At 51.6% G+C, this 26,923-nt stretch carries 17 protein-coding genes; 11 read left to right on the top strand and 6 right to left on the bottom strand.

Translation table 11 applies throughout. The features are described from left to right. Positions 1 to 5: 5 nt before the first annotated feature. Positions 6 to 2,822, bottom strand: coding sequence for a TonB-dependent receptor (locus IE117_RS01260; protein WP_189562541.1), 2,817 nt, complete (start codon positions 2,820 to 2,822; stop codon positions 6 to 8). Positions 2,823 to 3,246: 424 nt separating this feature from the next. Here IE117_RS01260 and IE117_RS01255 point away from each other — a divergent pair, with 424 nt between their 5' ends. The 6 genes from IE117_RS01255 (at position 3,247) to IE117_RS01230 (ending at position 11,013) form a co-directional block, all read left to right on the top strand. Continuing rightward, positions 3,247 to 4,746 carry a glycoside hydrolase family 32 protein gene (locus tag IE117_RS01255; RefSeq protein ID WP_189562540.1) on the top strand — a complete coding sequence of 500 codons (1,500 nt, stop codon included), beginning with the start codon at positions 3,247 to 3,249 and terminating at the stop codon, positions 4,744 to 4,746. 77 nt (positions 4,747 to 4,823) lie between these two features. Then, positions 4,824 to 5,636, top strand: coding sequence for a 3'-5' exonuclease (locus tag IE117_RS01250; protein WP_189562539.1), 813 nt, complete (start codon positions 4,824 to 4,826; stop codon positions 5,634 to 5,636). Between the two features lie 105 nt (positions 5,637 to 5,741). Further along, positions 5,742 to 6,077, top strand: coding sequence for an NADH-quinone oxidoreductase subunit NuoK (gene nuoK / locus IE117_RS01245; protein WP_189562538.1), 336 nt, complete (start codon positions 5,742 to 5,744; stop codon positions 6,075 to 6,077). Between the two features lie 67 nt (positions 6,078 to 6,144). Continuing rightward, positions 6,145 to 8,064, top strand: coding sequence for an NADH-quinone oxidoreductase subunit L (nuoL, locus tag IE117_RS01240; RefSeq protein ID WP_189562537.1), 1,920 nt, complete (start codon positions 6,145 to 6,147; stop codon positions 8,062 to 8,064). 101 nt (positions 8,065 to 8,165) lie between these two features. Next, positions 8,166 to 9,614 carry a complex I subunit 4 family protein gene (locus IE117_RS01235; RefSeq protein ID WP_189562536.1) on the top strand — a complete coding sequence of 483 codons (1,449 nt, stop codon included), beginning with the start codon at positions 8,166 to 8,168 and terminating at the stop codon, positions 9,612 to 9,614. A gap of 10 nt (positions 9,615 to 9,624) precedes the next feature. Continuing rightward, entirely contained in the window at positions 9,625 to 11,013 is a 1,389-nt protein-coding gene (locus tag IE117_RS01230) for an NADH-quinone oxidoreductase subunit N (RefSeq protein WP_189562535.1), read from the top strand. 156 nt (positions 11,014 to 11,169) lie between these two features. Here the strand turns inward: IE117_RS01230 and IE117_RS01225 are convergent, their stop codons facing one another. Then, positions 11,170 to 12,108, bottom strand: coding sequence for a helix-turn-helix domain-containing protein (locus tag IE117_RS01225; RefSeq protein ID WP_189562534.1), 939 nt, complete (start codon positions 12,106 to 12,108; stop codon positions 11,170 to 11,172). Between the two features lie 171 nt (positions 12,109 to 12,279). Further along, entirely contained in the window at positions 12,280 to 13,419 is a 1,140-nt protein-coding gene (locus IE117_RS01220) for an acyl-CoA dehydrogenase (protein WP_189564181.1), read from the bottom strand. 226 nt (positions 13,420 to 13,645) lie between these two features. Between IE117_RS01220 and IE117_RS01215 the strand changes: the two genes are divergently transcribed. Continuing rightward, positions 13,646 to 14,917 (top strand): hypothetical protein, encoded by a 1,272-nt coding sequence (locus IE117_RS01215; RefSeq protein WP_189562533.1) that lies wholly within the window; start codon positions 13,646 to 13,648, stop codon positions 14,915 to 14,917. After that, positions 14,914 to 16,167 carry a hypothetical protein gene (locus IE117_RS01210; protein WP_189562532.1) on the top strand — a complete coding sequence of 418 codons (1,254 nt, stop codon included), beginning with the start codon at positions 14,914 to 14,916 and terminating at the stop codon, positions 16,165 to 16,167. The genes IE117_RS01215 and IE117_RS01210 overlap by 4 nt, the downstream gene beginning before the upstream one ends. A 78-nt stretch (positions 16,168 to 16,245) precedes the next feature. On the opposite strand, the gene IE117_RS01205 is transcribed toward IE117_RS01210, so the two are convergent. Genes IE117_RS01205 through IE117_RS01195 form a run of 3 tightly spaced genes read right to left on the bottom strand, consistent with a single transcriptional unit; the run spans position 16,246 to position 21,826 of the window. Further along, positions 16,246 to 17,337 (bottom strand): alginate lyase family protein, encoded by a 1,092-nt coding sequence (locus IE117_RS01205; protein WP_189562531.1) that lies wholly within the window; start codon positions 17,335 to 17,337, stop codon positions 16,246 to 16,248. Positions 17,338 to 17,352: 15 nt separating this feature from the next. Next, the gene (locus IE117_RS01200) at positions 17,353 to 19,875 is read right to left on the bottom strand and encodes an OmpA family protein (protein WP_189562530.1); all 2,523 of its coding nucleotides are present in this window, start codon (positions 19,873 to 19,875) and stop codon (positions 17,353 to 17,355) included. Between the two features lie 10 nt (positions 19,876 to 19,885). Beyond that, positions 19,886 to 21,826, bottom strand: a complete 1,941-nt coding sequence (locus tag IE117_RS01195) for a T9SS type B sorting domain-containing protein (RefSeq protein WP_189562529.1) — start codon at positions 21,824 to 21,826, stop codon at positions 19,886 to 19,888. A 137-nt stretch (positions 21,827 to 21,963) separates the two neighbouring features. Between IE117_RS01195 and IE117_RS01190 the strand changes: the two genes are divergently transcribed. Genes IE117_RS01190 through porU form a run of 3 tightly spaced genes read left to right on the top strand, consistent with a single transcriptional unit; the run spans position 21,964 to position 26,871 of the window. Continuing rightward, complete coding sequence (locus tag IE117_RS01190; RefSeq protein WP_189562528.1) at positions 21,964 to 22,788, top strand: SDR family oxidoreductase; 825 nt, start codon at positions 21,964 to 21,966, stop codon at positions 22,786 to 22,788. Between the two features lie 43 nt (positions 22,789 to 22,831). Then, a complete protein-coding gene (locus IE117_RS01185; protein ID WP_189562527.1) occupies positions 22,832 to 23,467 on the top strand; it encodes a SprT family zinc-dependent metalloprotease in 636 nt (211 codons plus the stop codon). Then, entirely contained in the window at positions 23,464 to 26,871 is a 3,408-nt protein-coding gene (gene porU, locus IE117_RS01180; RefSeq protein ID WP_229580162.1) for a type IX secretion system sortase PorU, read from the top strand. The genes IE117_RS01185 and porU overlap by 4 nt, the downstream gene beginning before the upstream one ends. Positions 26,872 to 26,923 lie beyond the last annotated feature (52 nt).

The raw sequence follows: 26,923 nt of genomic DNA, 5'->3' as shown, positions 1-26,923 counted from the left end.
GTGCCTTAAAACTTATAGCTCAACCCAACCGTCGAGTATGTTCCGGGGCGGTAGGTTTGGTAAGTTTCGTCCACATTGGTGATCTTCTGGTCGAGGTTGCTGTCCTGAATCAGGCGGAAAGGCTGGTTGAGCAAATCCTGCACTCCAACCTTCAACTGCCAATGTTCGCCCATCGCTTTTATTATATTCAGGTCAATGACGTTACGCGGCATTTCGTACACCGTTGGCTGTATTTCCTTGTCACCCACCAGAAATATGCGTGGCCCCACGACATTGTACAGCACATTCACCTGCCAGCCGCTGTTGACATCGTTGTAGTAAATTCCTGTGTTTATCAGGTAGGGTGATTGCCCCTGCAGCTGGCGGTTATCCTCTTGTCCTTCAAAACCTGTTGTTACGCGGCTTTGAATCAGCGAAGCGTTCAGCAAAAGCGTCAGGTTATTGACAAAACCGGATGAGGTCAGGTCTTTGAGCGATTTGCGTATTTCCAGCTCCGCGCCCAGGGCGTAGGCTTTCTCGGCGTTATCCACCGTGAAGGACACACCCGAACCCGCATACCGAACCTTGGCCTCGATGGGGTTGAGGAAACTCTTATAGAATCCGGCCACCGAAATGATCTCGCCATCGGACGGATAAAACTCGTAGCGGAAGTCAGCGTTGTGAATTGTTGGCGTTTTCAGGTTGGGATTGCCCACCCGAGAAACGTCGAAGGCGAAGTCGTAGTAGTTGAAGGGGGCCAGTTCCCGGAATTCGGGACGATTGAGGGTGATTCCGTAAGCCAACCTGAACAGCGACTTCTCACTGAGGTTATAAGTAAAATTAGCCGAAGGCAGCGGGCGGAAGATAGGATTATCCACATCCACATCGGTACCCGCGCCGCGCAGGCGGCTTTGCAGCGTCTGCCGATTAAACTCGGCCCGGAAGCCTAATGAGGTGTTGAACTTGGGCGTGAACGGATAAAAAACGCCTACGTAACCTGCGGCAAGTAAGCTCTGGGCGTCGTATCGATCGTCAAAGTTGGTGCGCTCGCCGTAGTAGAGTTTGTCGGAAGCGATCGTATTGGCACTAAATAACTGGTCGAAAGGCTGGTTGAGTACTTCCTGGGCTACACCGCCGGGGTTGACCAAGTTGAACCAACGAGCTTTAAAAGATCGGTCTTTGTACTCACCGTAAGCACCTGCCCGCAGTTTGATATCCATTTTATCGTTGTCGGCGTAGGTGCTACGACGTACCCGATGCTCCACATCAGCCCGGAGGGAAGAAGTATATTCATTCAATGTAGAGTAAAAGCGTGCACCTCGCGTCAAACTGGCGTTACTGCCAGGAACGATCTCAACCGTAAAGGGGTCGTTAGTACCTCTGTCGCGGCTCGATACGAAGCGGCGGAAGTCCGGTTCCTCGCGGTGGGTGTAGCCGTAGGCACCGGTCCATTTCACCGTAGTGGCGTCCGACAAGTCGTGCGTACCGCTCAGCTGCCCGGTATAAATGCTTTTTGCCTCGTAGCGGAAAGCGAAGTTTTCAACATCCCGACCATTCTCGGTGCTGTATCCCTGGCGGAAAGTAGTTTCCTTGCTTGCCAATTGGTTAAATAAGTTGCGGAACTCGATCTTATTGTTGGGGTTAAGAATCAAAGCCCAGTTGGACATCGCTCCCAGCCGGACATTGTTGCCGTAAAAATTGTCCTGGTAGGCGCTCAGTATTTCCGACTTCTGCTGGGAAGGGTCGAATGACAAGTACCTGTTTTGATCCCGATTCAATACTTGATTCGAGTTGGTATAGCTCAGATTATTGAAAGTTGTCAGCGTCTTGTCGCCCACGAACATTTTGCGGTTGTAGCCTATCGAAAGCCGCAGGTCGGGATTGACGGTCGTGTTTTCTACGTTGTAGAAATCCGGCAAATTCCGGAAAGCCTGTAAGGTGGCCTCCGTTGGGCGATTCTGGCTAAGCAGTGTGTTGGTGGACGGAAATGAACTGGGTAGTTTCCGGGCCCCGGCGCCAAAGCCGACCACATCTCCGGCAAACCCTTTGTCACTGAGAACATTTTGAAAGGTAGTGCCCGCGCGATAACTGCTGGAAACGCTCACTGATAATCCATTTTCATCAGGGACCGTCTTGGTATAAATCTTAATGACTCCACCCGCGAATTCGCCGGGTAGTTCGGGCGCTCCGGTCTTATAAATCATCATCCGGTCGATGGCCGAACTGGGGATGAGGTCGAAGGAAAAGGATTTTACGTCCACCTCAGTCGAGGGCGTGATGGCGTCGTTGAGCATGACGGTGTTGTAGCGCTCATTAAGGCCGCGAATGATGACGAAGCGGTCGTCCTGAATGGATACGCCCGGCACCCGGCGGATGACCTGCGAGGCGTCGCGGTCCTGTGACTTCTGAATCTGCTGAGCTGAAATACCCACGGCGATCTGCTCGGCCTGCTTTATCTCGGTGATGACCGATACATCAGTAAACGTAGCACGTTGGCCTACGATCTTGACCTCGTTCAGCGTGGCGACATCCTCTTCCAGCGTACTATTAATAAGGATGGCCTGATTGGGGTACACCGTAACTTCGACTTCCTTGGGCTTATAGGAAACGTAACTGATAATGACGATTTGTTTACCAGTCGGTACATTCGTAATTTCAAAGTTTCCTTCGACGTCGGTGGAAGTACCCACGGGCGGGGTAGTTCCTTTCAGGATTACGCTGCCGCCAATGATGGCTTCTTTGCTGGCGGCGTCCATGATCTGGCCCTTGATGCTGCCGGTCTGGGCAATGGCGAGCGACGAAACACACGCCAGGAGGATAGAGAGTAAAGTGTACTTTTTCATTTGAGGTGTCAATCTTACTTTTTACAGGTGTCAGTATTCCTTAGAATTGCTGCAAAAGTAAGCGGACAATGTTACCCCAATGTTAAGCCAGTATTATGGCTTGATTATATAAATTAAGCCATCCATACACTGGTGTTATATCAACAACACACATATTTCATCTCACTGATTACTATATATTTATACGATAAAAATTTATACTATTACTATAATATCGTTTTGCTGGAAATTTCTTTTTGCCTGACCGTTTTTTAGAGGCCAGGCTGGCCTGAGGCCAGGCGTTTAGTGCTGCTATTCGTCTCACTATTCATTAGGATATTTTTTTCATATCCAGACAATATCTGTGTTAATTTGTAGTCGCCGCGTCATAGGGAACCCGGATTGCGAAAACCTCTTGTCCTTACTACCTGACAAAAAAATACCGATGATCTTTAAAAAGGGCCGACCGATTTTCTACATGCTGATGCTTCCTATCCTATTGGCTGCCTGCACTTCGGAAGAGAAAACTGAAGTCGCTGATATAGAACCCGGCGATTATCGCCCAGCCTACCACTACTCACCGCCTCAAAACTGGACCAATGACCCTAACGGACTTGTATATCTTGATGGTGAGTACCATTTGTTTTACCAGTACAATCCTCAGGGTGATACATGGGGGCACATGAGTTGGGCCCATGCCGTGAGCCCTGACCTGATAACCTGGGAAGAACTACCGCTGGCCCTCGCTGAATATCCGAATGCCGACAGCACTGAAACGATGATCTTCTCAGGCAGCGTAGTGGTGGACAGCCTGAACACTTCCGGCTTTTTCGAACCGGGATTCAAAAAGGGAATGGTGGCGATATACACCTCGCACGTCCATAAAGACGGCGAAGGCACCGACCAGCATCAAAGCCTGGCGTACAGTGCTGACAAAGGCCGCACCTGGAAGTACTATGACAAAAACCCGGTACTGGACCTGGGCATGAAGGACTTTCGCGACCCGAGCGTGTTTCGGTACCAGGGCAAATGGAAAATGGTCGTCGCCAAACCGAAGGAGTATACAGTACTGATTTATGAATCGGACAATTTGAAAGAATGGAAACGGCTGAGTGAATTTGGGAAGATGGGCGACATGGCCAAGATTTGGGAGTGCCCTTCGCTCTTTGAAGTACCTGTGGAAGGAAGCGACACCACCCGCTGGGTGATGATGATCTCGAGTGCGGCGAAGGATACCGATTTCACGGGGATGCAGTACTTCGTGGGCAACTTCGATGGCAAAAGATTTAAAGCAGACAAGCAGCGGGGCGTCCGGCGCGTGGATTATGGGAAGGATTTTTATGCCGCGATACCTTATAACAACCTTCCGGCGGACCAGGCGAAGCCTATCATTCTGGGTTGGGCCAGCAACTGGGCATATGCCGACAAGACACCCACCAGTGGCTATCGGGGTATGTTCTCACTACCGCGCCAGCTATCTTTAAAACTTGACAGCAGCGGAGTTTACCATTTGATTCAGCAGCCTATTGTCAGGAAAGGAATTTCAACCAAAACCCTGACTATGAAAGCCCCTGATCTGAAAGCAGGTGTCATTCTGAAAATGGACGGGAACTCGTACCATCTCAACCTGACGATTGAATTGGCCGAGGCAGAGAATTTTCGGGTAAAACTGTTTAGCAATGAAAAGGAAGCAAGTATACTGGCCTACGATATAGCCACCAACCAACTCACTTTTGACCGTACGAAATCGGGTAACATCGCTTTTCACAAAAAATTTCCCAGCGTAGAAATCATGAAGGTACCGCCCGTCAATGGCGAACTGAAACTGGATATATATGTCGATAATTCTATCGTGGAAATCTTTGCCAACAATGGTGTAGCAGTACTTACCGACTTAGTCTATCCGACCAAAAAGAAGGGCGAAGCGATAATTGGCGTGAACTGAGCGGCAATCGGGTAGCACATTTTGTGTACCTTCGCGGCCTCAAACCAGGAATTTTGTACCAAGAATCAAATCATCCCGTGCCTCATCAGCTAAAACTAAAACGTCCTCTCGCTTTTTTTGACCTCGAAACTACGGGTACTAATGTTGCCAAAGATCGCATTGTAGAGATTTGCGTCGTGAAGGCACTTCCCGATGGCAGCGAGGAAGTTCGTACCTGGAAGGTGAATCCCGAGATGCCAATTCCGCTTGAATCCAGTCTGATACACGGAATTTACGATGAAGATATTGCAGACTGTCCTACGTTTAAGCAGATTGCCCGTGATCTGGTGAAATTTCTGGAAGGCTGCGACTTGGCGGGCTTTAATAGCAATCGCTTCGATGTGCCCCTTTTGGTGGAAGAATTTCTTCGGGCAGATGTGGATTTCGACGCCAAAGGGCGTCGCCTGATCGACGCTCAACGTGTTTTTCACCTGATGGAGCCGCGTAACCTTGCCGCCGCCTATAAATTTTATTGCGGAAAAGAATTGGTCGGGGCGCATGGCGCGGAGGCCGATGCCCTGGCTACTTACGAAGTACTGAACGCCCAAATCAAGCACTACGCCGATGTCACTGTGATTGACGACAACGGTAACGAATCGGTACCCATCCATAATGATATGGATAAGCTGCATATGCTGACGGCTTCACCCAATGTAGACTTTGCTGGCCGAATGATTTTTAACGAGCAAGGCGAAGAGGTTTTCAATTTTGGCAAACACAATGGCAAGAAAGTGGTTGATGTTCTAAAAAAAGAACCTGCCTTCTTCGATTGGATCATTAAAAACGACTTTCCGCTCGATACCAAGCGCCGTCTGACCGAGATCAAACTCCGCGCATTGACAAAGCGGTAGAATAATCATCCTTCCATGGCTTGGGTAAGGAATTTTTATCTTTAAATTTGCCCGAATTTTACGGGTCAAAGCCCCTATAAATGCACTGTTCAACGGCTTTTTTCTATGCAGGAACCCTCGATACCGGATATAATCCAACTTATTCCGCTTAAAAGCTACCTGATTCTCAGCACTGCCCTTTTCGTAATCGGCATACTGGGCGTTTTGATCCGTAGGAACGCCATTGTGATCTTTATGTCGGTTGAATTGATGCTCAATTCGGTCAATTTGTTGCTGATCGCTTTTTCTTCTTATAAATCTGACCCTTCCGCCCAGGTTTTCGTCTTTTTCATCATGGCTGTGGCCGCCGCTGAAGTAGCAGTGGGACTTGCTATCATCGTGATGATTTATAGAAACACCCGAACAATCGATATTGGGTTCTTGAATAAATTGAAGGGATGATACTGAATACCAAAACTTACTCTCTCATCGCACCGGCGACCCGGTCACTCATTCTTAAATTGAAGTGATGCCTGTTACGCTACTAGTTTTAATTCCCCTGCTACCTTTGATCGGGTTTCTGATCAATGGCATTGGGTTTCGTCATATTCCTAAAGGAGCAGTTGGGCTGATAGGCTCCCTGGCGGCTTTGGGTAGTTTTGCCGCATCGGTGGCAGTGCTGCTGGCCTTTAAAGAAGGAGGCAGTCAGCCGATGATCGTTTCGTTGTTCGACTGGATCAAAGTAGGTGAACTAAACATTCCGTTCTCTTTCCAGGTCGACCAGTTGTCGCTGCTGATGCTGATGATTATCACGGGTGTGGGTTCGCTGATCCACATTTACTCCATCGGCTATATGAAGCACGATCCGGGTTTTGGAAAATTTTTCTCCTTCCTGAACCTGTTCCTCTTTTTCATGCTGCTGCTGGTACTTGGTTCCAACTACGTCATCATGTTCATTGGCTGGGAGGGCGTCGGACTCTGCTCCTACCTGCTGATTGGCTTCTGGAATAAAAACACTGACTTCAACAACGCTGCCCGCAAAGCATTCATCATGAATCGTATCGGCGATTTGGGCTTTCTGCTGGGTATTTTTACCATTATTCACGCCTTCGGCTCGGTCGAGTACACGGAAGTCTTCCGCCAGGCTACCGGCTTGCCCGTAGGCGATCACGTTGTATTCGCCATCACGATGCTGCTATTCGTGGGAGCGATGGGCAAATCGGCGCAGATTCCGCTCTACACCTGGCTCCCCGACGCCATGGCGGGCCCCACGCCAGTATCGGCCCTGATTCACGCGGCTACGATGGTGACAGCGGGAATTTATATGGTCATCCGCTCAAATGTACTTTACACGCTTGCCCCCGAAACTTTGGAAATCGTGGCGGTCGTCGGCGCAGTCACGGCTATTTTTGCGGCTTCCATCGGTCTTCTGCAAAACGACATCAAGAAGGTTCTCGCTTACTCCACAGTGAGTCAGTTAGGCTATATGTTTTTGGGTTTGGGCGTCATGGCCTACTCAGCCTCCATGTTTCACGTCATCACCCATGCCTTTTTCAAAGCTCTGCTGTTCCTGGGCGCGGGCAGTGTAATTCATGCCATGTCCGACGAGCAGGATATTCGTTTCATGGGCGGGCTGCGCAAGAAGCTGCCGATCACGTTCATCACTTTTGCCGTAGCTACCTGGGCCATCGCCGGACTGCCGCCTTTTGCGGGCTTCTTCTCAAAGGACGAAATTCTGGCCCATGCGTTTGAGCATAACAAACTACTGTGGGGGATTGGCGTGTTGGGGTCGGCCCTGACATCCTTTTACATGTTCCGGTTGCTCTTCCTGACTTTCTTTGGCTCTTTCCGCGGAACGCACGAGCAGGAACACCATCTGCACGAGTCACCCGCTGCCATGACTATTCCGCTGGTGATATTAGCCCTTCTCTCGGCGGTCGGAGGTTTCATCGGCGTTCCCGAAGCATTGGGCGGTACGCACCAACTGGCCGAATTCATGAGTCCCCTGTTCGACACCGCACGACAAGTCAATCCCGAAGCTTTTGCAGCTACGGCCCTCACGCATTCTGAAGAATGGATACTTATGGCTGTTTCGGTAGCTGTGGCATTGATTGCGGCAGTGATAGCTTATGTAATGTACATCAGCAGAAGCGCGGTACCTGCGCCCGAATCGGAAGCCAGGACGGGCGTGGAAAACGTAGTCTATCACAAATACTACATCGATGAGCTTTACGATACGGTCTTTGTAAAACCCATGAAGTCGCTTTCCGGAGTACTGTCAAGTTTTGGGGAGTTTGTCATCGATCTCTTTGTGGAAGGCACGGGCAAATTGGTCAAAGGACTTTCCAACCTGGGTCGCCAAACTCAAACAGGCTCCATTGGATATTACGTCTTCGCCATGGTTGTGGGGATTGTGGTCATACTGTTTTGGAACCTGTTACTTAATTAGTGAATATCGGACGGGATCGCCCGGCGATGTCGGAACCAATGAGTATTAGTTTCGCCTGATTGTTCACTAACTCCGACACTCGCTAATTCCAAATTAAATAAATGCTAACGATTCTATTAATACTTATTCCTCTCGTGGCTGGCTTGCTAACGTTCTTTTTGGGCGGAAGCAATGCGAAAATTATCGCGCTGGCAGGAGCCCTAGCCGAACTGGCAACGGCTGTATTCGCCTGGACGCAGTTTGATCCCGCTGCCGGGGCCCAATTCGGCTTTCAGTATGACTGGATCACCGCTTCAGGTATTTCCTTCGCAGCCTCTGTCGACGGCATCAGTATGCTGCTGGTGCTCCTCACGACCTTCCTAGTACCACTGATCGTGCTTTCGGCTTTCGGACACAACTACCAAAACCCGGCAACCTTTTTTGCCCTTATTCTTTTTATGGAGTCAGCATTGGTGGGCGTTTTCACCACCACAGATGCCTTCCTTTTCTACTTCTTTTTCGAGGTTGCGCTGATTCCGGTTTATTTTCTGGCTGCCGTTTGGGGTGGAGAGAACCGCCTGAAGGTTACGTTCAAATTTTTTGTCTACACCATCTTCGGTAGCTTATTCATGCTTGTGGCGTTGGTATATCTTTATTACCAAACGCCTGGTACGCACTCTTCGGCTATTACGGCTTTTTACGATTTACAATTGACACCCGCCGCGCAGGGTTGGCTTTTCTGGGCATTTTTCATTGCCTTTGCCATCAAGATGCCGCTGTTTCCCTTCCACACCTGGCAACCGGATACTTATACCGAATCGCCGACCCCGGCCACAATGCTGTTGGCGGGCATCATGCTCAAGATGGGTGTTTATGGCTTGATTCGCATTCTGTTGCCGATCACCCCGCTGGCATTGAACCAATGGGGTGCGGTAGCCATTGTGCTGTCGGTTATCGGTATTGTCTACGGGTCCATCATCGCCATTCAGCAGCGCGATATGAAACGGCTGGTGGCTTATTCGTCATTCGCTCACGTGGGTCTGATGGCTGCCGGTGTGTTTTCGACTACACTCAACGGTATGCAGGGGGCATTGATCCAAATGCTGGCGCACGGCATCAATGTCGTCGGGATGTTCTTCATCATTGATATCATTTTCAGTCGTACCAATACCCGTTACCTCGATCACCTGGGAGGCATCACACAAAAGACTCCTAGTCTGAGTGTGTATTTCATGATAATGCTGTTAGGCAGCGTGGCCCTACCGCTCACGAGTGGCTTTGTAGGGGAGTTCCTTTTACTGGCCGGAGTTTTCGAGTACAATAACTGGCTGGGGGCCGCAGCCGGGCTGACAATTATCCTGGGAGCGGTGTATTTGCTGAGAATGTTTCAGAAATCGATGTTTGGTGCCACCTCGGTCAATACGGAGCATTTCCAAGAATTGACGCTCAGCGAACGTGCCGTATTGATTCCCCTGACCATCATGGTTTTCTGGATTGGTATTTATCCCAGCACATTTTTAGAAATGACCGAACCGACGGTCAACCAACTACTGCGGTTCATCCATAACTAATTCCCCTTCAATGTATCCCATTATACTTCTTTCTTTTCTGGGAATAGTTGTTCTCTTTTTGGGTTTTGCGAAATCCAAAGCTATTCTACTGCCCGCGACGCTGCTCTTTCTGGCCGTTGCACTGGTCGGCAATTTTGTAGAGTGGAACCAGGGAACGATCATTTATTTCTACAATATGCTGGCTGTGAATAATCTCACACTGGCCTTTAATGGTATCGTACTGGTGTCGGCTTTCATGATAGTCGCTATGACGCGCGGCTTTCAGGACGACGATGAAGCGCAGCCCGCCGAGTACTACGCTATCATGCTTTTCTCGCTGGTGGGGGCTTTTATGATGATCGGTTTTGAAAACCTCATCATGCTGTTTCTGGGGCTGGAAATCTTATCGGTAGCGATGTACGTACTGACGGGCAGCGACAAGCGCAATCTGCGTTCCAACGAGGCCGCGCTGAAATACTTCCTGATGGGCGCCTTCGCCACGGGTATTCTGCTGTTTGGCATTGCGCTGCTTTATGGAGCCACGGGATCGTTCACTCTGACGGGTATTCAGGCATACATCGGGCAGGGCAATCCTTCCTATTTATTGTACGGAGGTTTGCTGCTGGTACTTATTGGCATGCTGTTCAAAGTGTCGGCGGCTCCGTTCCACTTCTGGACGCCCGATGTCTACGAAGGCGCCCCGACCATTTTCACCGCCTTCATGGCCACGATTGTCAAAACGGCGGGCTTCGCGGCCCTCTTCCGGTTGCTTTCGCATTCCTTCACCGGAATATACGATTACTGGTGGATTACGCTGGCGGTCATCACAGTGCTTACTTTATTGGTAGGCAACATCATCGCGGTATACCAGGACAGCTTTAAGCGTATGCTGGCCTATTCCAGCATTTCCCACGCGGGTTACCTGCTCATCGCCCTCACGGCCATGACGCCTCAGACAGAAAACTCCATCCTCTTTTACTCAATGGCCTACTCAGTGGCGACAATCTGCGCTTTCGGCGTACTGATTCCACTGGCCCGGGAGAAGGCTATGACGGGCAAGCCCCGGGAGACCTACGAAGCTTTCAACGGCCTCGCCCGTAACAACCCGCTGCTGGCCTTCGTGCTGACGGTTTCCATGCTTTCACTGGCAGGCATCCCACTCACCGCCGGATTCTGGGGTAAGTTCTTTGTATTCGGCAGCGCCGCCGAGCGTGGCATTATCTGGCTACTGGTTGTCGCCATTTTGATGTCAGCAGTGGGGATCTACTATTACTTCCGGGTTATTATGGCCGCTTACATGAAGGAGGGGGACACCGCCGAAATTCGTGTAGCGCCCTTTTATAAGATTGTTCTTGTTACAGCTACCATCATTACCCTTCTCTTTGGTATCGCTCCGGGGTTGTTTACGGGGTTGGTTTAATAACTTTCCCGCTCTGATTCCTGAACAGATCATCCCTGCTCATTCATACTAGGACTTAAAACTCAAAAAGCCGCAGGACGAATCCTGCGGCTTTTTGAGTTCTAGAAGTATCTGAATAAAAGGCATTATCCGTTAACACCGTCCATTCTCAATCGATTAAACGTTCATCAGCGACTCACGGCGACGCATCTTGCCCGCCGGAATACCGAACATCATTTTGAACCGGCGACAGAAATAGGCCGTGTCTTTGTACCCAACATCAGAACCAATGGCGCGGATGCTCTTCTTGGAAGTACGGAGCAGATCCACCGCTTTCTCCATGCGCTGGTACTCGATGTAGTCCTGAGGATTGATACCGGTGAGCATCTTAAAGTATTGCCCCACGTAATCTTCCGACACGTTGGCGACGTTGGCCAGTACTTTGTTGGAAAGGTCACCGCCCAGGTTGTCCTTGATGTAGGCAAAGATATCGATCAGGCGAGGATCCTTAAAGTAGGTGCTGTTGGTCACCAGCTGCTCTACGAACAGTTTGTTTTTAAGGATATAGCGTATAATCTCAATCACAACTTCCTCGGTCTTGATCTTGATAACCCGGCCCTTGCCCGCGATGTCATTCATATCCTCGGCGAGAATCTGATTAATCGTGTTGGCGATCTGATCGTCACGCTTGATAAGGAAAGGAGGTACATCAAGCGACGTAAAGAAGTTGACGGTGTCAAAAACCTTGGCCTCAAAAGATACCAGACCGAAGGAATTAGGCAGACTACCGATTGTCAGCGGGTCGTAGCCCGACTGAATGTAATTGTCGCGATTGGTCATGAAATCTTCATTCGAGACCGTTCTGGCCGAACTGGAACTACCATAGGTTACCGTAGCGTGCTTGCCACCCGGAATGAAGAGCATATCGCCCGCTTCCACCTCCTGGGGTTCGTCGTCGCCTTCGAGGGCAAATGACACTTCGCCATCATAAAGGATGGTCAATGAGTTCTGGACATCGTAGTAGTTCTTGATCGTGATGGGTTGCAGCATCTGAATATGCCGGGCTTTCACAAACTTGACTCCGAGGGATTCAATGATTTTATTGTAATCTTCCATAGTATATTTTTTGAGGCGCGTAAATGCTGAAAAGTCTAATTTTGTACAAATCTAATAAATTGTACAAAACTAATACAAGCAAATAGTCATTAATTTTCAAAAAAAAGTGTGCGTTATAGTTAAAATAGCGCACACTTCTACCGAAAAATTCAACTTGAACCCTATTTTACCCTATTTAATAAGCTCCCGGGCAATTACTAGTTTTTGTATTTCTGAGGTACCCTCGTAAATCTGCGTAATCTTGGCATCGCGCATGAGCCGCTCCACATGATACTCCTTCACATAGCCGTAGCCGCCGTGAATCTGCACGGCTTCAGTCGTGACCCACATGGCTACGTCGGACGCGTAGAGCTTGGCCATTGCGGCAGATTTAACGTAATCTTTTCCTTCGTCTTTGTCTTTCGCAGCTTTGTATACCAGAAGCCGGGCCGCCTCAATGCGCGTTGCCATATCGGCCAATTTGAACTGAATAGCCTGATGATCAAAGATCGGATGGCCAAAGGTCGTGCGTTCCTGAGCGTATTGCAGTGCTCTTTCATAAGCACCGGCGGCGATACCCAGCGCCTGCGCCGCTATACCAATGCGACCACCATTGAGCGTACTCATGGCGAGCTTGAAGCCAAAGCCGTCATCACCGATGCGATTCTCCTTAGGTACTTTCACGTCTGAAAACATCAACGAATGCGTGTCCGACGCACGGATACCCATTTTGTCTTCCTTACGGCCCACCGAGAAGCCGTCACTTCCCTTCTCCACGATGAGGCAGTTAATGCCCCGGTGCTTCTCCTCGGGATTAGTCTGCGCCATGACGAGGCAGACCGATGCCGTATTTCCACTCGTAATCCAGTTTTTGGTGCCATTCAACAGGTAATGGTCGCCCATATCCTGAGCAGTGGTATGCTGTGATGTGGCATCGGAGCCCGCTTCGGGTTCCGACAGACAGAATGCGCCGATAATTTCGCCCGTAGCCAGGCGAGTGAGGTACTTTTGCTTTTGTTCCTCGCTACCGAATGCCTCCAAACCCCAACATACCAGCGAGTTGTTGACCGACATAATGACCGAAGCCGAGGCATCGACTTTGGAAATCTCCTCCACTGCGATGGCGTAAGATACCGTATCCATGCCGCCGCCGCCGTACTCCGGCGAGACCATCATGCCCATAAAACCCATTTCTCCCATCTTGCGGAGCAGGTCTTTATCGAATTTTTGTTCCGTATCGCGTTCGATGACACCGGGCAACAGTTCGCTTTGTGCAAAATCGCGAGCCGCTTCCCGCACCGCTTCCTGTTCCTCTCCCAGGTTAAAGTCCAACCCCGTTCTTTCCGTTAACACTGCCATTATTTTCTGAGTATCGTTAGAGGTGAAATTTTGTAATCAAAAATATACCAAATCAACCCATCAGTCAAGTTATAGTTTTAGTCTGCTGTCGAAAATGGTCAGTTTCGGAGGAAACTTGCTAGTTTTGCGAAAATCCCCGGAACAAGCGGCACCAACTATCTTTTCTGTAAATAATCTGCCTTTTGAATTCTGGCTTGCCATGCCGATACTGACCGTCTTTTACGTAAAACTTATTCTCAACCTGCTGCTCACAATAACTACTGTTTGGGTAGTGAGCCAATCGGACCTCTTCGCCAGATGGCAGCGCAACAATGATAATCTGGCGCTGGCCGCGGGCTTCATCCTGTTCCGCCTGTTGCCCTGGATCGGCATCTTCCTGGTTATTGGCGAAGACCCGCGCGGCGATGTGCCGTTCTTTTTTTATAAAGCGGAAGCCGCCAAGCTGGGCGGCTTTGTGTACCGTGATTTCTGGTCATATCACGCACCGCTGTTTGCTTATATCATTAGTCTTCCGCTCTGGCTCTGGCACAATTCGCGCGCCATTGTACTACTGATGGTCGTGATAGAAACGCTGATTCTCTGGTTAACGTATCGGACCTACAAGCCCGGGAAGCCCCACTCCCTTCAACTGACTTACCTATACTGGCTCCTTCCCGCTTCTTTCATGTATATCCTCGTAGACGGCCAGGAAGAGGTGTGGTTCTGGGGAGCAGCATTGCTCATGTGGAGGCACACGAAACGGCACCCACAAGACTATGAGATAGGCGTTGGGGTTATTTTTTCTCTCGCCCTGATAATGATCAAGGTAACCTTTGTTTTTCTGTTGTTCCCCTTGTTGATCATTGTAAGGAAGCCCCTTAAATTATTGCTGACGATGGCGGTTATCGGGTTGCCCGTTCTGGCTTTCCTTTACTGGCAAATCGGCGACCTCTTCCTGATGCCGATCCAGCACACTGAACAATTGATGACGCCGAACTTGTTTTCGGTCATGCGCCCCATCGTCGAGTCTTTCACGACAATTAACGAGAAGAATTCGCCACTCCTCAACTGGTTCGGACTGGTATTTACCATTTTGATCCCGTCCTACCTGGCCTATCGCAGTCGCCACCGACCCGCGTCCGAAACGCTGCCGGGGCTGTTTGTGGCGACCTTCACATGTATGATGATTTTTCAGGCGAGCGCGCCGGGTGCTTACCTCATCGCTTTTCTAGTGACGGTAGTTTTTGAGCTGATCGATGTCAAAAATCCCTGGCACATCGGTGTACTGCTGGCGTTGAGTTGGCTCACGGTCGTGCAGCCGTTTGTGTACGTTTATAACGGTCAGCCCTCTTACCTGAATTTCGGAATGCTGGGCAATCCTATTTATCTCTTCGAATACACACTGCAACTGCTTAATGTCGCCTGTTTCTTTTGGATATTGCGGCAGGCATACCGGCATGTAGTACTTTCCCAACTTAGTTCCGCCCCATGAGTATTGTCTTAGTCAAAACAGTTCTGAGCATTATTCTTCTCCTTGTGGTTGGGGTGATACTGTGGAAAAAAGAGTATTTCCTGCAATTTTTCTCAAAGAAAAAACCTTCGGTTTTGCTGGCCGTTGGTTGGCTGCTGTTTCGGTTGTTACCCTTCATGGCGGTTTATCTGCTGGCGGGCTTCGCGCCCACTTCCGACGTGAACGGTTTCTGGGACGAAGGTAGCAAGGCGTCGCTGGGGCAGGTAGTGTATCGCGACTTCTGGTCTCCCTACTCCCCGCTTTACGCTTATTACCTGGGACTTTGGCTAAAATTCTGGTACGACCCGCGAATGATCGTATTGATGATGACCGTCATGGATGCGCTGGCGTTGTGGGTTTCCTGGTACTTTTATCGTTCTAGGCTCTCCAATGCCGACTTTTTGTTCAAAGCACTGCTCTATTATCTTTTGCCGGGCTCGCTGGTGCTGTGTGTCGTCGGGGCACAGGAAGACGTCTGGATGTGGCTATTTGTGGCGCTGGCGTATTTGTTGCGACAGCGCACGGGTCGGGTTGAAGTTTACGCCCTTGTGCTGGCGCTGGGTCTGTTATTGACTAAGGCCATTCTGGTGCTGATCTTCGTACCTCTATTTCTTCTTGAAAAAGAAAAGATCCGTTTTGTCATCACGATGTCGGTAGTTGGGGCAGCGAGCCTGGCCATCCTCTACCCGCTCGTGGGTTGGGAATTCACTCAGCCGCTCGATGAAGCCAAAACACTTCGCGCCCCCAACATTCCATCGGTACTTAACCCGTGGTTTTTTGACCAGATCGGGGTCGGCGAAAAGCTCTGGAACTGGATCGGGCTGGTCGTTTCGGTAGGAATAGGTACCTGGACAGCCTGGCGCTGGCGCAATGCCGACTTTTCGCTGATGCTCTCCCGCACCTGGATTGCGCTGTATGCCACCATGATGATCGTACAGCAAAGCGCCTACAGCAACTACATCTTTCTCTTTCTGATTCCGCTAGTGTTTTTTGTGGTCAATTGGCAAGACACAAAACAGGTAGTTTTGCTGCTAGTCTTCAACTTATTGTGTGTCGTGCACCCTTCTTATTGGTGGCGATTGGATATGCCCAAGTACCTGACACCTTCGGACATCTGGGCGTCGCCTGCTTTTCTACTCGACTATGCGATGCAGGTAGCGATCATTGTTTTGACGGGGTACTTCGTGTGGCTGGCGGCAAAAGGCCGACGCGGCGCTGCACAGGTAGTTTGATGTCGGAAAACTGCCCTTCGGCAATTGAATTAAGCACCAACATAAAGTAATCTTTCATTGGCGCACTGCCAATCCGAGCTATTTCCGCGCCGCTGCGACTAACACTGAGAACCAGGAATCGAATTCCAGGCTGTTTTCCTTGGTCAGATGTCGGAGCACTTGGTGGTACCTGGAATCAAAGTAAGAGGCTAATTCAAACATTTCTCGAGACTGCTCCGGCTCGTAGGGAGTACCGGGCTGGTAATGTGCAATGCCCGCCGCGGCCCGTTGCCTGTCCAGTTCCACCTTCGTATTCACCCACTCCTCGTGCACCTTTTCGCCCAGCGCGTAGGGTACCACAAAATCGACGGACGCTCTAATGCTGCCACCCGCAGGATTCCGGTAGTTGAATATCTGACTACCGCCTTTGTCATTCTTGAATTGATCCATCGTGATCGCCGTGACCAGTAGTGGCTTCAAACCAGACACATGGTAACTCATGGCATCACGCTGGCGCAAGTCCCGGCTAGTGCCGTCTTCGTACAATGCTCCATCGACGTATTTTTTCAAACCCTCCACGGCGTATCTCTCGAAACCTTCACGACCGACGATCAGGCCTATCGTCCCTATCAATTTGATTTGTTTGGTTTTCCAATTATTCTGCGGAATATTCGGGTAGGCCAGTTCGGCTTCCGCGATCTCAGTAAGCCAGTGTTCAACTTGTCCTTGCTCTGCTTTTGAAAAATGCATTTTCATGGCCTGATAGCTATGAATCAGAGGCTCAAATTTGTTTTCGTTGATAGGATTTCCTGTGGGCTGGTAGGTACTTGCCCACGCCAGAATGTAGGTTTTAGCCTTTCTGGCGTAGGTTGCATCCTGTGTGACGTAGTAGGCAAACAGCCAGGCGGCGAGCTTGTCCATATCGCGCAGGCTTTTTTCGGTATCGATACGGTCAGGATTCGTATCCAGCAAACCTTCGTAATAAATACTCCGTAAGGAACGGGGCTGATCGCCCAGGTAGCCCTTAGCCTCCTGCTCTACTTTCGACCACAGTGCCTGGGCAGCCGCACTAGTGCTGATGATTTGGCGGAGGTACTTCTGCTGGGACTGTGTGAGGAGGATGGTCTCCGGGATGTCGGCTCTTGTGAAGTACGGAGCAATGGCCAGAATAAGCAAAACGACGGATCTCAATTCATTATATTTAAATTATTTAATGGATAGGACCTTTAACTCCGTGCGCCTGTTGCGTTCGTGTTCCTCTTCGGTGCAAAGTACACCATCTTCGCATTGATTAAGTAGTTGAGATTCCCCATACCCTTTGGCCGACAGGCGATCACGTGATATGCCCTTCGAGGCCAAATAGTTGAGAGCGGCTTTTGCGCGGCGTTCTGACAAATATTGATTGAACTTCGCCTCGCCCTGGCTGTCGGTATGCGAGCCGATTTCTATTTTCAGCGAAGGGTACTTTCGCATCGTGGCTACAAGCCGGTCGAGCTCCTTGGCGGCATCCGCCCTGACATCCCACTTGCCCGAGTCATAGTGAATGTTTTCCAGCGTCACCAGATCGCCCGCCTTGATCATGACAATGTTGGCCGAAACGAGTTTGGGCTTTGACGCAGCAGGTATTTTCCGAATAGCGTTGGTATTGGTCCCGTAGGAGGTTTTCGTTGCTACCAGTGTATAGTCGCAGCCTTCGGTGAGTTCGAACCGAAAACGTCCGTTCGGCCCGGTCACGGTTTGTTTGACTTTGCCATCGCACTCATTTTTCAACACAATTTTAACCCCTTCAATGGGGCGCTTGTCACCTTCACCGGTTACGGTGCCGCGCAGCGTTGAGGTTGAAATGGCGTCGTCGGTTTCCCAGTCGCTATTCTCATCAGTTCCGCTCGTAACACGGCCGGGTGTGCGGTCTCTGTCAATAACATCGAATTTTATCAGTGACGAGCCCAGCCGCGTGGCTCTGTCGTCGGTCAGGCCAACGGTTGAAAAGCCGAGCGATCCGGTAACGTAGCCGTCTTTGGCGAGTTCGAACATGAAATCATTTTCAGCTTCCAGACAGATATCGATCATACCCTCCGCGTCGGTCATGATGATTTGCTCGTCACGCCCTTCGCCCCGTGCTCTCACGGTCACCGTAACATTGTCGAGCGGCGCATAAGTGGCTTCGTCGAATACCTTTAAGGACAAATTCCGGCATCCGTTGAGCGAGCTTTCCCGGAAAAACCGAAAAATATCATCGTCCCCATTGAGGCGATTGCTGCTGAAATAACCCGTCGAGCGTCTGCCATCCGTAATAAGCCCAAAATCGTCGGCTTTGGAATTGATGGGGGCTTCGAGGTGAGAGATTCGCGGCTCCCCCCCACCGCTGAGGGAGGTATGGTAGATATCCAGTCCGCCCAAGCTGCCGGGCTGGCCGTTGGAAGCGAAATAAAGAATACCGTTTTCATCTAAAAAAGGGAACATTTCGTCGCCTTTTGTGTTGATCTGCGGTCCCAGATTAAGAGGCTGCGACCAGGTGCCACCGTCGAAGCGAGCCACATATATGTCAGTGCCGCCGCGACCACCGGGACGGTCCGATACAAAATAGAGCGACTTGCCATCGCGGCTCAAGGCCGGATGGCCCGAGGAATACTCGTCGCTGTTGAAGGGAAGTTCGCGCACATTGGCCCAGCCGCCGTCGCGGAGTTCGGCAGTGTATAGCTTCAGTTTGGTGACGTTGTCGCTGCTTTTCTTGGATTTGCCCTCGTTGTAGTTGTTTCGGGTGAAGATCACCAGGCTACCGTCGGCTGAGAAAGTCAGGGGGCCTTCATGGTACTTGGTATTGATGTCTTTGCTGAATTCCTCCGGAGCGGCGGTTGTCGCAGCTTTTCTTTCGTTTTTACTCAAACCCAGCCCCGACGAAAAGCTCATGGGCGCATAGCTGGCCGCAGTGGGCGAATCATTGGCGGTAGCACGGGTATAGCTGTCGCGGCCCAGCCGGCGGTTGGCAAAAGTGTTTGAGCCATTTGCGTTGGCACGTCCGTCATTAACGGGGATGAGTTTGCCGTCAGCACCGATTACCCCCACGGAGGTAAGGTCGGTGCGGTTGGGAACGTAAAACAGATCAAGGTACCCTTTATCAGGTGAAGTACCCGAACCACTCGACCCCTTACCCGCTACGTACACAAGCCCCTCTCGGAAGTAGGCTGGGCTAAACTCTGCATTTTCAGTGTCGATACCCAGTCGTTCTACCCGGTAGGTTACCTTGGTGTCGCTGTTGCCCACCGCACCGGGACGGTTGCTGGTTGGTTCCGTTCCGAGCGTGGCTTTTACGTTTTCATAGCGGGCGTACATGTCCTGGGCATCCTGTAATTTTCCATTCCGGCCCAGAGCCTGCGCGTAATAAAGGTAAGCGTTCTGGTACTTTCCTGTTGGCTCTCCCATTTCAAGTAGTTCCCGGAAACTACTCTCTGCTTTGGCAAACTCCCCCAACTCCTTGTATGCATAAGCAAGGTTGTACAACGCATCTTTCCGCGCATCGGCCGCTAGAGAGCGATCTTTGAGCAGTTCGGCGTAACTGTTCGCGGCATTCAAATAGTCTTGCGAGTAGAACAGGTGGTCGGCCTGTTGCCTTGGTACTTCCTGCTGGGCGTAGCTTAGCGTGCAGCCCAGCCAAAACAACAAACTAGCCAGCTTCAACTTAAGTGAGGGCCGGGGCGGATATCCTGACAGATGCGTGAAAGTTTTCATGGTGTGTATTTTAATGTGTGATAGTCAGAAATTTAACAAATTCCCGGCCGTCGCTGAGTCGTATCATGTAGAAATAGGTGCCGTCGGCCAACTCCTTCTTCCCTCCTCCCGCCACGTTCCGGTTGCCTTTACCATCCCAGTCGCCCTTGTAATCGTTTTCCTGATGTACCAGTTGCCCCCAGCGGTTGTAGACCTCCAGGGAAACGTTGATTTCATCGGGGACATTGCCCAGCACGAAGCGATCGTTAATACCGTCTCCATTAGGCGAGAAGCCTTCGGGAATAAAAATTTCTGCCGGATTGGATGTTACCGGGAATAATCCGCCAGGTAAATTCTGGTTGTTGACCGAAGTACTATCTCGTGGCGGGATTGGCGTAGTGGCAACGCCGGTGCCGGCAGAATGCACCGGAAGGCTCATCGAATCGGCCACACCTTCGCAGGGGCCTTCGCCATCGGGATCGTCGGTCAGGAATGTAAGCGTTACCGAACCTCTCGCGTAATCACTTACGCTGGGAATATAGGTTGTGTACGTCGAATCGGCAGCTCCGAAAGCGCCGCTGCCGCTGGTAGCCCAGGCACCACGCGAAGCGCTGCCGCCTAACTCCGCCGTAAGCCGCAGCAGTCCGGCGGTTGAGTCCGCTTTTACGCTTACGCTGCCGGGAAAGTACGCGCAGACGGGTACCGGGGCCATGCATTCTTTAATCGTGATGGTCACGGCCGCCGCGTCGCTGTGACAGCCCGCCGCACTTTTCTCAAAAACATAATACGTTCCCGCACGCGCAATGCCCGGATGCACGACCTCGGGCGAGCCGGCGCTGGCGGCCGTTCTGAATTCATAGCGTCCCCCTTCCGTGCGGGGTGTTTGTTGCAGAGTCAGCATCAAATCCAGGGTGATGTACGGGCACTCGTTCTGACGGTTGCGCACCAGCGGCGTGGGGGGAAGCGGATTGACTGTAAAAGTCATAGGGGCCGAGAATTCACTCTGACAATCGCCCTGGCCGCACCGGGCTTTTATTTCCGAGGTAGTTTCCGGGGAAAACATGATTTCTGAACCTGTCTGACCGTCAGACCAGGTTACAGGACCGTCGCAGCCGCTCGCACTGACTTTTATCTTTTCGCCGGCACAAACCTCTGTTCGTCCGGCTGTGATGACTGGAATGGGCGCCGGGCCTACCCTGACACTCACAAGGTTGGTGGCAAAATCACAATCACCGACTTTGCAAAAAGCTTGGTAGGTAGTGGTAGCCGCAGGTTTTACTAACCGGGACGATGCCGTCAGGTCCGAAGCGTCTGCCCATCGGACTGTACCCGGACACGCCGCGACGCGCAAAGAAAACGTATCATTGGCGCAAATACTCCTACGGGAGGAAATCAAAACAGGATGTATGGAATCCGCCACTTTTATTTCGAGCGGGGACGCGAAGCAACTGATGCAATTGAGGGTACTTACCGATTGGTTGCCCATACGGCAGATGGCTGTGTAGGAGGTCGTCTGTGCGGGACGCACCGTAATTTCGCGGCCCCTACTGCCGTTGGACCATACCACCTCGCCCGGACAGCCACTTGCGGTGAGCACTGCGCTTCCACCCGCGCAGACCGTTCGACTACTGGCGTTGAGAACCGGAATATCAGGAAAAGGAACGATGACGTTTATTTCATTGGATCCTGTACTCCGGCAGTCTCCTTTCACGCAAAAAGCCGTGTAGATTCGGGTGGTGGCGGGACGCGATACGATGGTGTCGCCCGTCAGACCATTGGTCCATTCTACCTTACCGTCGCAGCCCGTTGCCCATAGCAGAACGGGCTGGCCTGAGCAGGTGGAGTCTCGCTCGGCGTAGATGGTAGGTGCGGGAACTTCGCAGGTATCCAATAGGCACAGAAGTGCATTGTCCGCACTGACCGGGCCTTGAAACAACAGCAAAAAACAGAATCTGAATAGATATTTCGTCATTAATCGTACGCTTTTCGCTATCTTGAAACTTCAATTCAAGTCTCAATATTAGAGCATAAACCATGCCACCCTTTTGGAATTAATACGTCCGAAAAAGGCATTTTTACCGAAAAACATCTACAAAACCCGGCAAATTCATGTTAAAGAACAAAACTGTTTTCATTACCGGAGGAAGCCGGGGCATTGGTCTGGCGATTGCCGTACGTCTGGCAAGGGAAGGAGCCAATGTAGTCATTGCCGCGAAAACCTCCGAACCTCACCCCAAACTGCCCGGTACGATCCACACTGCCGCTACCGAAATAGAGGCCGCCGGAGGCAAAGCACTGCCCCTGCAGGTAGATATCCGGGAGGAAGAAATGGTACAGGCTGCTGTTGACGAGGCCGCAAGTACCTTCGGCGGAATCGACATTCTGATCAACAACGCCAGTGCCATCAGCCTGACGCCCACGCTGCAAACTGAGATGAAGCGCTACGACCTGATGCACCACATCAACACGCGCGGCACATTCCTGACCAGCAAACTTTGCCTTCCGCATTTGCTGAAATCCGATAACCCGCACGTACTGAATCTGTCGCCGCCGCTCAACATGGAAACGCGCTGGTTTGCACCGCACGTGGCTTACACGATGGCTAAGTTTGGCATGAGTATGTGCGTATTGGGGATGGCGGGCGAATTCAAAAAGCAGGGCGTAGCCTTCAATGCGCTATGGCCTCGGACGACCATCGCCACCGCCGCCGTACAGAATCTGCTGGGCGGCGACGGACTCATGCGCCGCAGTCGCACGCCTGAAATCATGGCCGATGCTGCCTTCCACATTCTCAGCCGCGACAGCCGCGAATGCACGGGTAATTTTTTCGTGGACGAAGAGGTACTCAAAGCCGAAGGCGTGACGGATTTTGCAAAGTATCGCGTAGACTCTAACCTCAGCGACGAAGAATTGATGCCGGACTTCTTTTTATAGAGATTCGGTCCGGCAATGCCCCCAAGCCCATTATTTTTGATTCATGGAAAAAAGCAGGACGCTGGCACCCTACTTGCCAGGAGAAGCCCTACCCTACTGCATTGCGTTGTGGGAACGGTATCAGTTCGAGTTGCGCATTGTGCGTCCCCGCCGCACTCGGCTCGGCGACTTCACCAAGAAACCCAATCAACGCCCGCGCATCACGCTTAACGCCAACCTCAATCCGTATAACTTTCTAATTACCTACCTGCACGAGGTGGCGCATCACGTGGCGTACAGCGCCTTCCCCCGAAAAAAAATAGCCCCGCATGGCCGGGAGTGGAAGGTAGCATTCAAAGACTTGCTCCTTCCGGTTTTGAATGAAAGCTGTTTTCCCGACGATGTTCTAAGTCCCCTACAACGCTACGCAACAAATCCCAAAGCATCTACTGGCAGCGATGCCTCCCTGATGCTGGCTCTGGCCAAATACAGCACAACCGGAGCAGAATCCGGCGATGCTGTACCATCCGATGCTAACAAAACTACCCTTTTGCACCTAAGCGAAGGCGTAAATTTCGTTTTCCAGCAAAGGGAATTCACCCGCGGCCCGCTGCGGCGTACCCGCGTGCTGTGTTTTGAAAGAGTATCAAAACGCCGCTACACGATTCCCGCCCACGCTCTTGTTTTGGTCGAAAATTGAAAGATGAAAGTGAAAAATTTCTAGACAGGCGATTCTGCTCCAACCTGCGCATGCTATTCGGCTGGTTGCTTCTGGGCGCGGCTCTGATTCAGCCTTCTCACGCCCAAACTACCTCCGTATTGGCGGAAGGTACCTGGTACAAAATAGCCGTTACGCAGTCGGGTGTGCATCGCGTGGGTGCCGGTTTTCTGCGAAAAATGGGGATCGACCCGTCGAAGCTAAATCCCGGAAATCTGCAAATATACGGCAATGGAGGCGGCGTGTTGCCGCAAAACAACGCCGCAGCACGACCGATCGATTTACTCCCCAACGCTATTTGGGTGGCGGGCGAGGAGGACGGGCGCTTCGACGAACAAGACGCGATTTATTTTTACGCCGAGGGGCCACGGACGATACGATACGATTCTGTACAGAATTCTTTTTTTCACGAGATCAATTCCTACACCGATAGCAGCTACTACTACCTGAAGATCGGTGCCTCCGCAGGCAAACGTGTCGCGGACGTCGCTTCGCAGAATGTGGGGGGCACTCCCGTAGATCAGTTCGACGATTACTGGTTTCACGAAGAGGAGACCGTTAACCTACTGCAATCCGGCCGGGAATGGTGGGGCGAGTACCTGGGATTATCGGGGCAACTATCGCTGAAAGCCGACCTGCCGGGTGTAGTACTGGGTTCGGCGGCGATCCTGCGGGGCGCCGGCATCGCCACAGCTCAGGTCGCGACCCGCTTCCGCTGGCAGGTCAACGGGCAGGACATCGGCGAGCAGACACAGGGTGCAGTAAGTACCTACCGTTACGATTTAAAAGCGCAACGCAGCGAAAAAAACTACGCTTTCGTTGTCGGCAGTACACCGCCGACCGTCTTCAACATCTCCCTGAATTTTGATAAAAACGGCCAAAGCAACGCGCAGGCTTATCTCGATTTCGCCGCTTTGCAGACCCGAAGGCAGCTTCGTGCCTATGCTGCGCAACAGATCTATCGCTTCCGGCCTTCGGGTTCGAAGACCGTTTCTTATTTACTAAAAGATATCCCTCAAGATTGGCAGTGGTGGGATATCTCCAATCCACAGCAACCACACCGCGCCGTGTTGGAACGCACCACCGATGGCACAGCAAAATTTGGCGCCAACGATGGGCGGAGCGTTCGCACGTACGCTGGATTTTCTCCTCAGCAAACCTTGGAACCCGCCGCCTGGCAGAAAATTGCGAACCAGAATATTCATGCTCTATCCGTTCCCGAACTGCTCATCGTCACGCCCAAAGCCTGGCAAAACGAAGCCGCCCGGCTCGCGCAATTCCGCGAAAAGCATGATGGGCTCACAGTAGTAGTGGTGACCACCGATCAGATATTCAACGAATTCGCTTCGGGCAAACCCGATCCGACGGCCATCCGGGATTTTGCCAGGTACTTATACCAACAGAATCCTGACCGCCTGAAGTACCTCCTGCTCTTCGGCGATGCTACCTATGACTACCGAAATCGTGGTGGAATACAGTCGGCTACGCAACAGCAACGCTGGGTGCCGGTGTACGAAAGCCGCGAATCGCTGCACCCGGTTTACACGTATTCTTCTGATGATTACTTTGGTTTTTTGCAGGAAAATGAGGGAGAATGGCGTGAAAACTCGGCGGGTGACCACTTGTTGGATATCGGCATAGGGCGCTTGCCCGTAAAGACCCCGGAGGAAGCCCGCGTGGTTGTGGACAAATTGATACATTACACCGCCTCACCCCAAACGCTGGGCAAATGGCGCAACCGTATCAGCTTCGTAGCCGACGACGGCGACGGCAACATTCACCAGCAGCACGCCGATTTGCTGGCGAAGCAGATTGGGGACAAATTTCTGACTCAACGGCTTTTTGTGGATGCTTATCCGCACGTCAGTTCTCCCGAAGGGGCCAAAGTACCCGACCTGAACGCCACTATCCGGCAGCGCATTAATGAGGGAACACTCATCCTGAACTACACCGGTCATGGCGGCACAACGGGCTGGGCCGAGGAGCAGATCCTGACCCTGGCCGATATGCAGAACGCCCGCGGCTACAACAACCTGCCGCTGCTGCTGACGGCCACCTGTGAGTTTGGCCGCTACGATGACCCCGCTCTGGTTTCCGGGGCCGAACTCATGGTACTCAGCCCGCGCGGGGCGGCTATCGGGGCGCTAACTACCACGCGGCCCGTGTTTTCGAGTACTAATTTTTCCCTGAATCAAGCCTTTTATGAAGCCCTGAACGCTGCTGACGGCACCACCCGCCTGGGTGACTTGATGAAATCGACCAAAAACAACAGCCTGAGTGGTAGCCTGAACCGGAACTTTGCGCTACTTGGCGACCCGTCGATGCCACTGGCACGCCCTCCCTACGAAGTCACCTGGGCGGCAGCGCCCGATACGCTCAGCGCGTTGCGGCAGGTTACGCTTCGGGGAAGTATTCTACAAAACGAAAAAGTAGCCGATACCTTCGACGGAAAGGCTTTCGTGACGATTTATGATAAACCCGTCCGCTTCCGTACCAACGGCGAAGGGGGTGCCGTGGCCGCCTACGACGAACTTCGCAACAAGCTTTACGAAGGCCAGGCTACGGTGCAGCACGGACAATTTGCGCTCAGCTTTGTGGTGCCCCGTAACATCGATTACCGTTTTGGCACCGGACGGGTGAGCGTGTATGCCCTCCGAAGCGATAGCCTGGCCGATGCCGCCGCGCAACTTGACGTAACGGTGGGTGGGGCCGTGACGGAGGCGACGGATCGCACGCCGCCGGAGTTGACCGCCTACCTCAACGACAGTACTTTCCGTGACGGGCAGACAGTGCCGGCCAATTCGGTTTTATGGGTGAAAGCCTTCGATGCCAGCGGCATCAGCGTGTCTTCAGCAGGTTTGGGCCAGGACCTGACCGCGACGCTCAACGATACCACCACTTTTGTGCTCAATGATTACTTCCAGGCGCAGACCGACGACTTCCGGCGGGGGAGGATACGCTTCCCGCTGGACGAATTGTCGCCGGGAAGCTACATTTTACGAGTGAAAGTCTGGGATACCTACACGAATTCCACTGAAACTACGTTGCGATTTACAGTGGGAGCTTCGGCGGGCATCAGATTGGATGCCGCTGACTTCTTCCCCAATCCGTTCGACGATCAGCTTTCTTTTAAAATTACGCACGACCGACCCGGAGAAGATGTGGAGATAACTGTCCGTTTGATAACTTTATCCGGCCAGGTTATCCATACTTCCCGCCAGATTTATTACAATAGCGAGCCGAATATTACCGAAATGCTAAAATTTGGCCCGAATAATGCTTTAGCTTTTCCCGGAAGAATCCTATACTTATACGACTTGCAAATACGTTCTACCAAAGATCAAACAACCGACCGACGCGGAGGAAAACTACTGCATGTCCGCTAGTTGCGCCAAATTCGTGCATTAATTTTGATGGTTTCGTTACTTTCGTCGTAAA

The organism is Persicitalea jodogahamensis (assembly GCF_014651615.1).
GTDB lineage: Bacteria > Bacteroidota > Bacteroidia > Cytophagales > Spirosomataceae > Persicitalea > Persicitalea jodogahamensis.
Note: the sequence above shows the minus strand (reverse complement) of the source record. Positions and strands in the feature narration are given on the sequence as shown.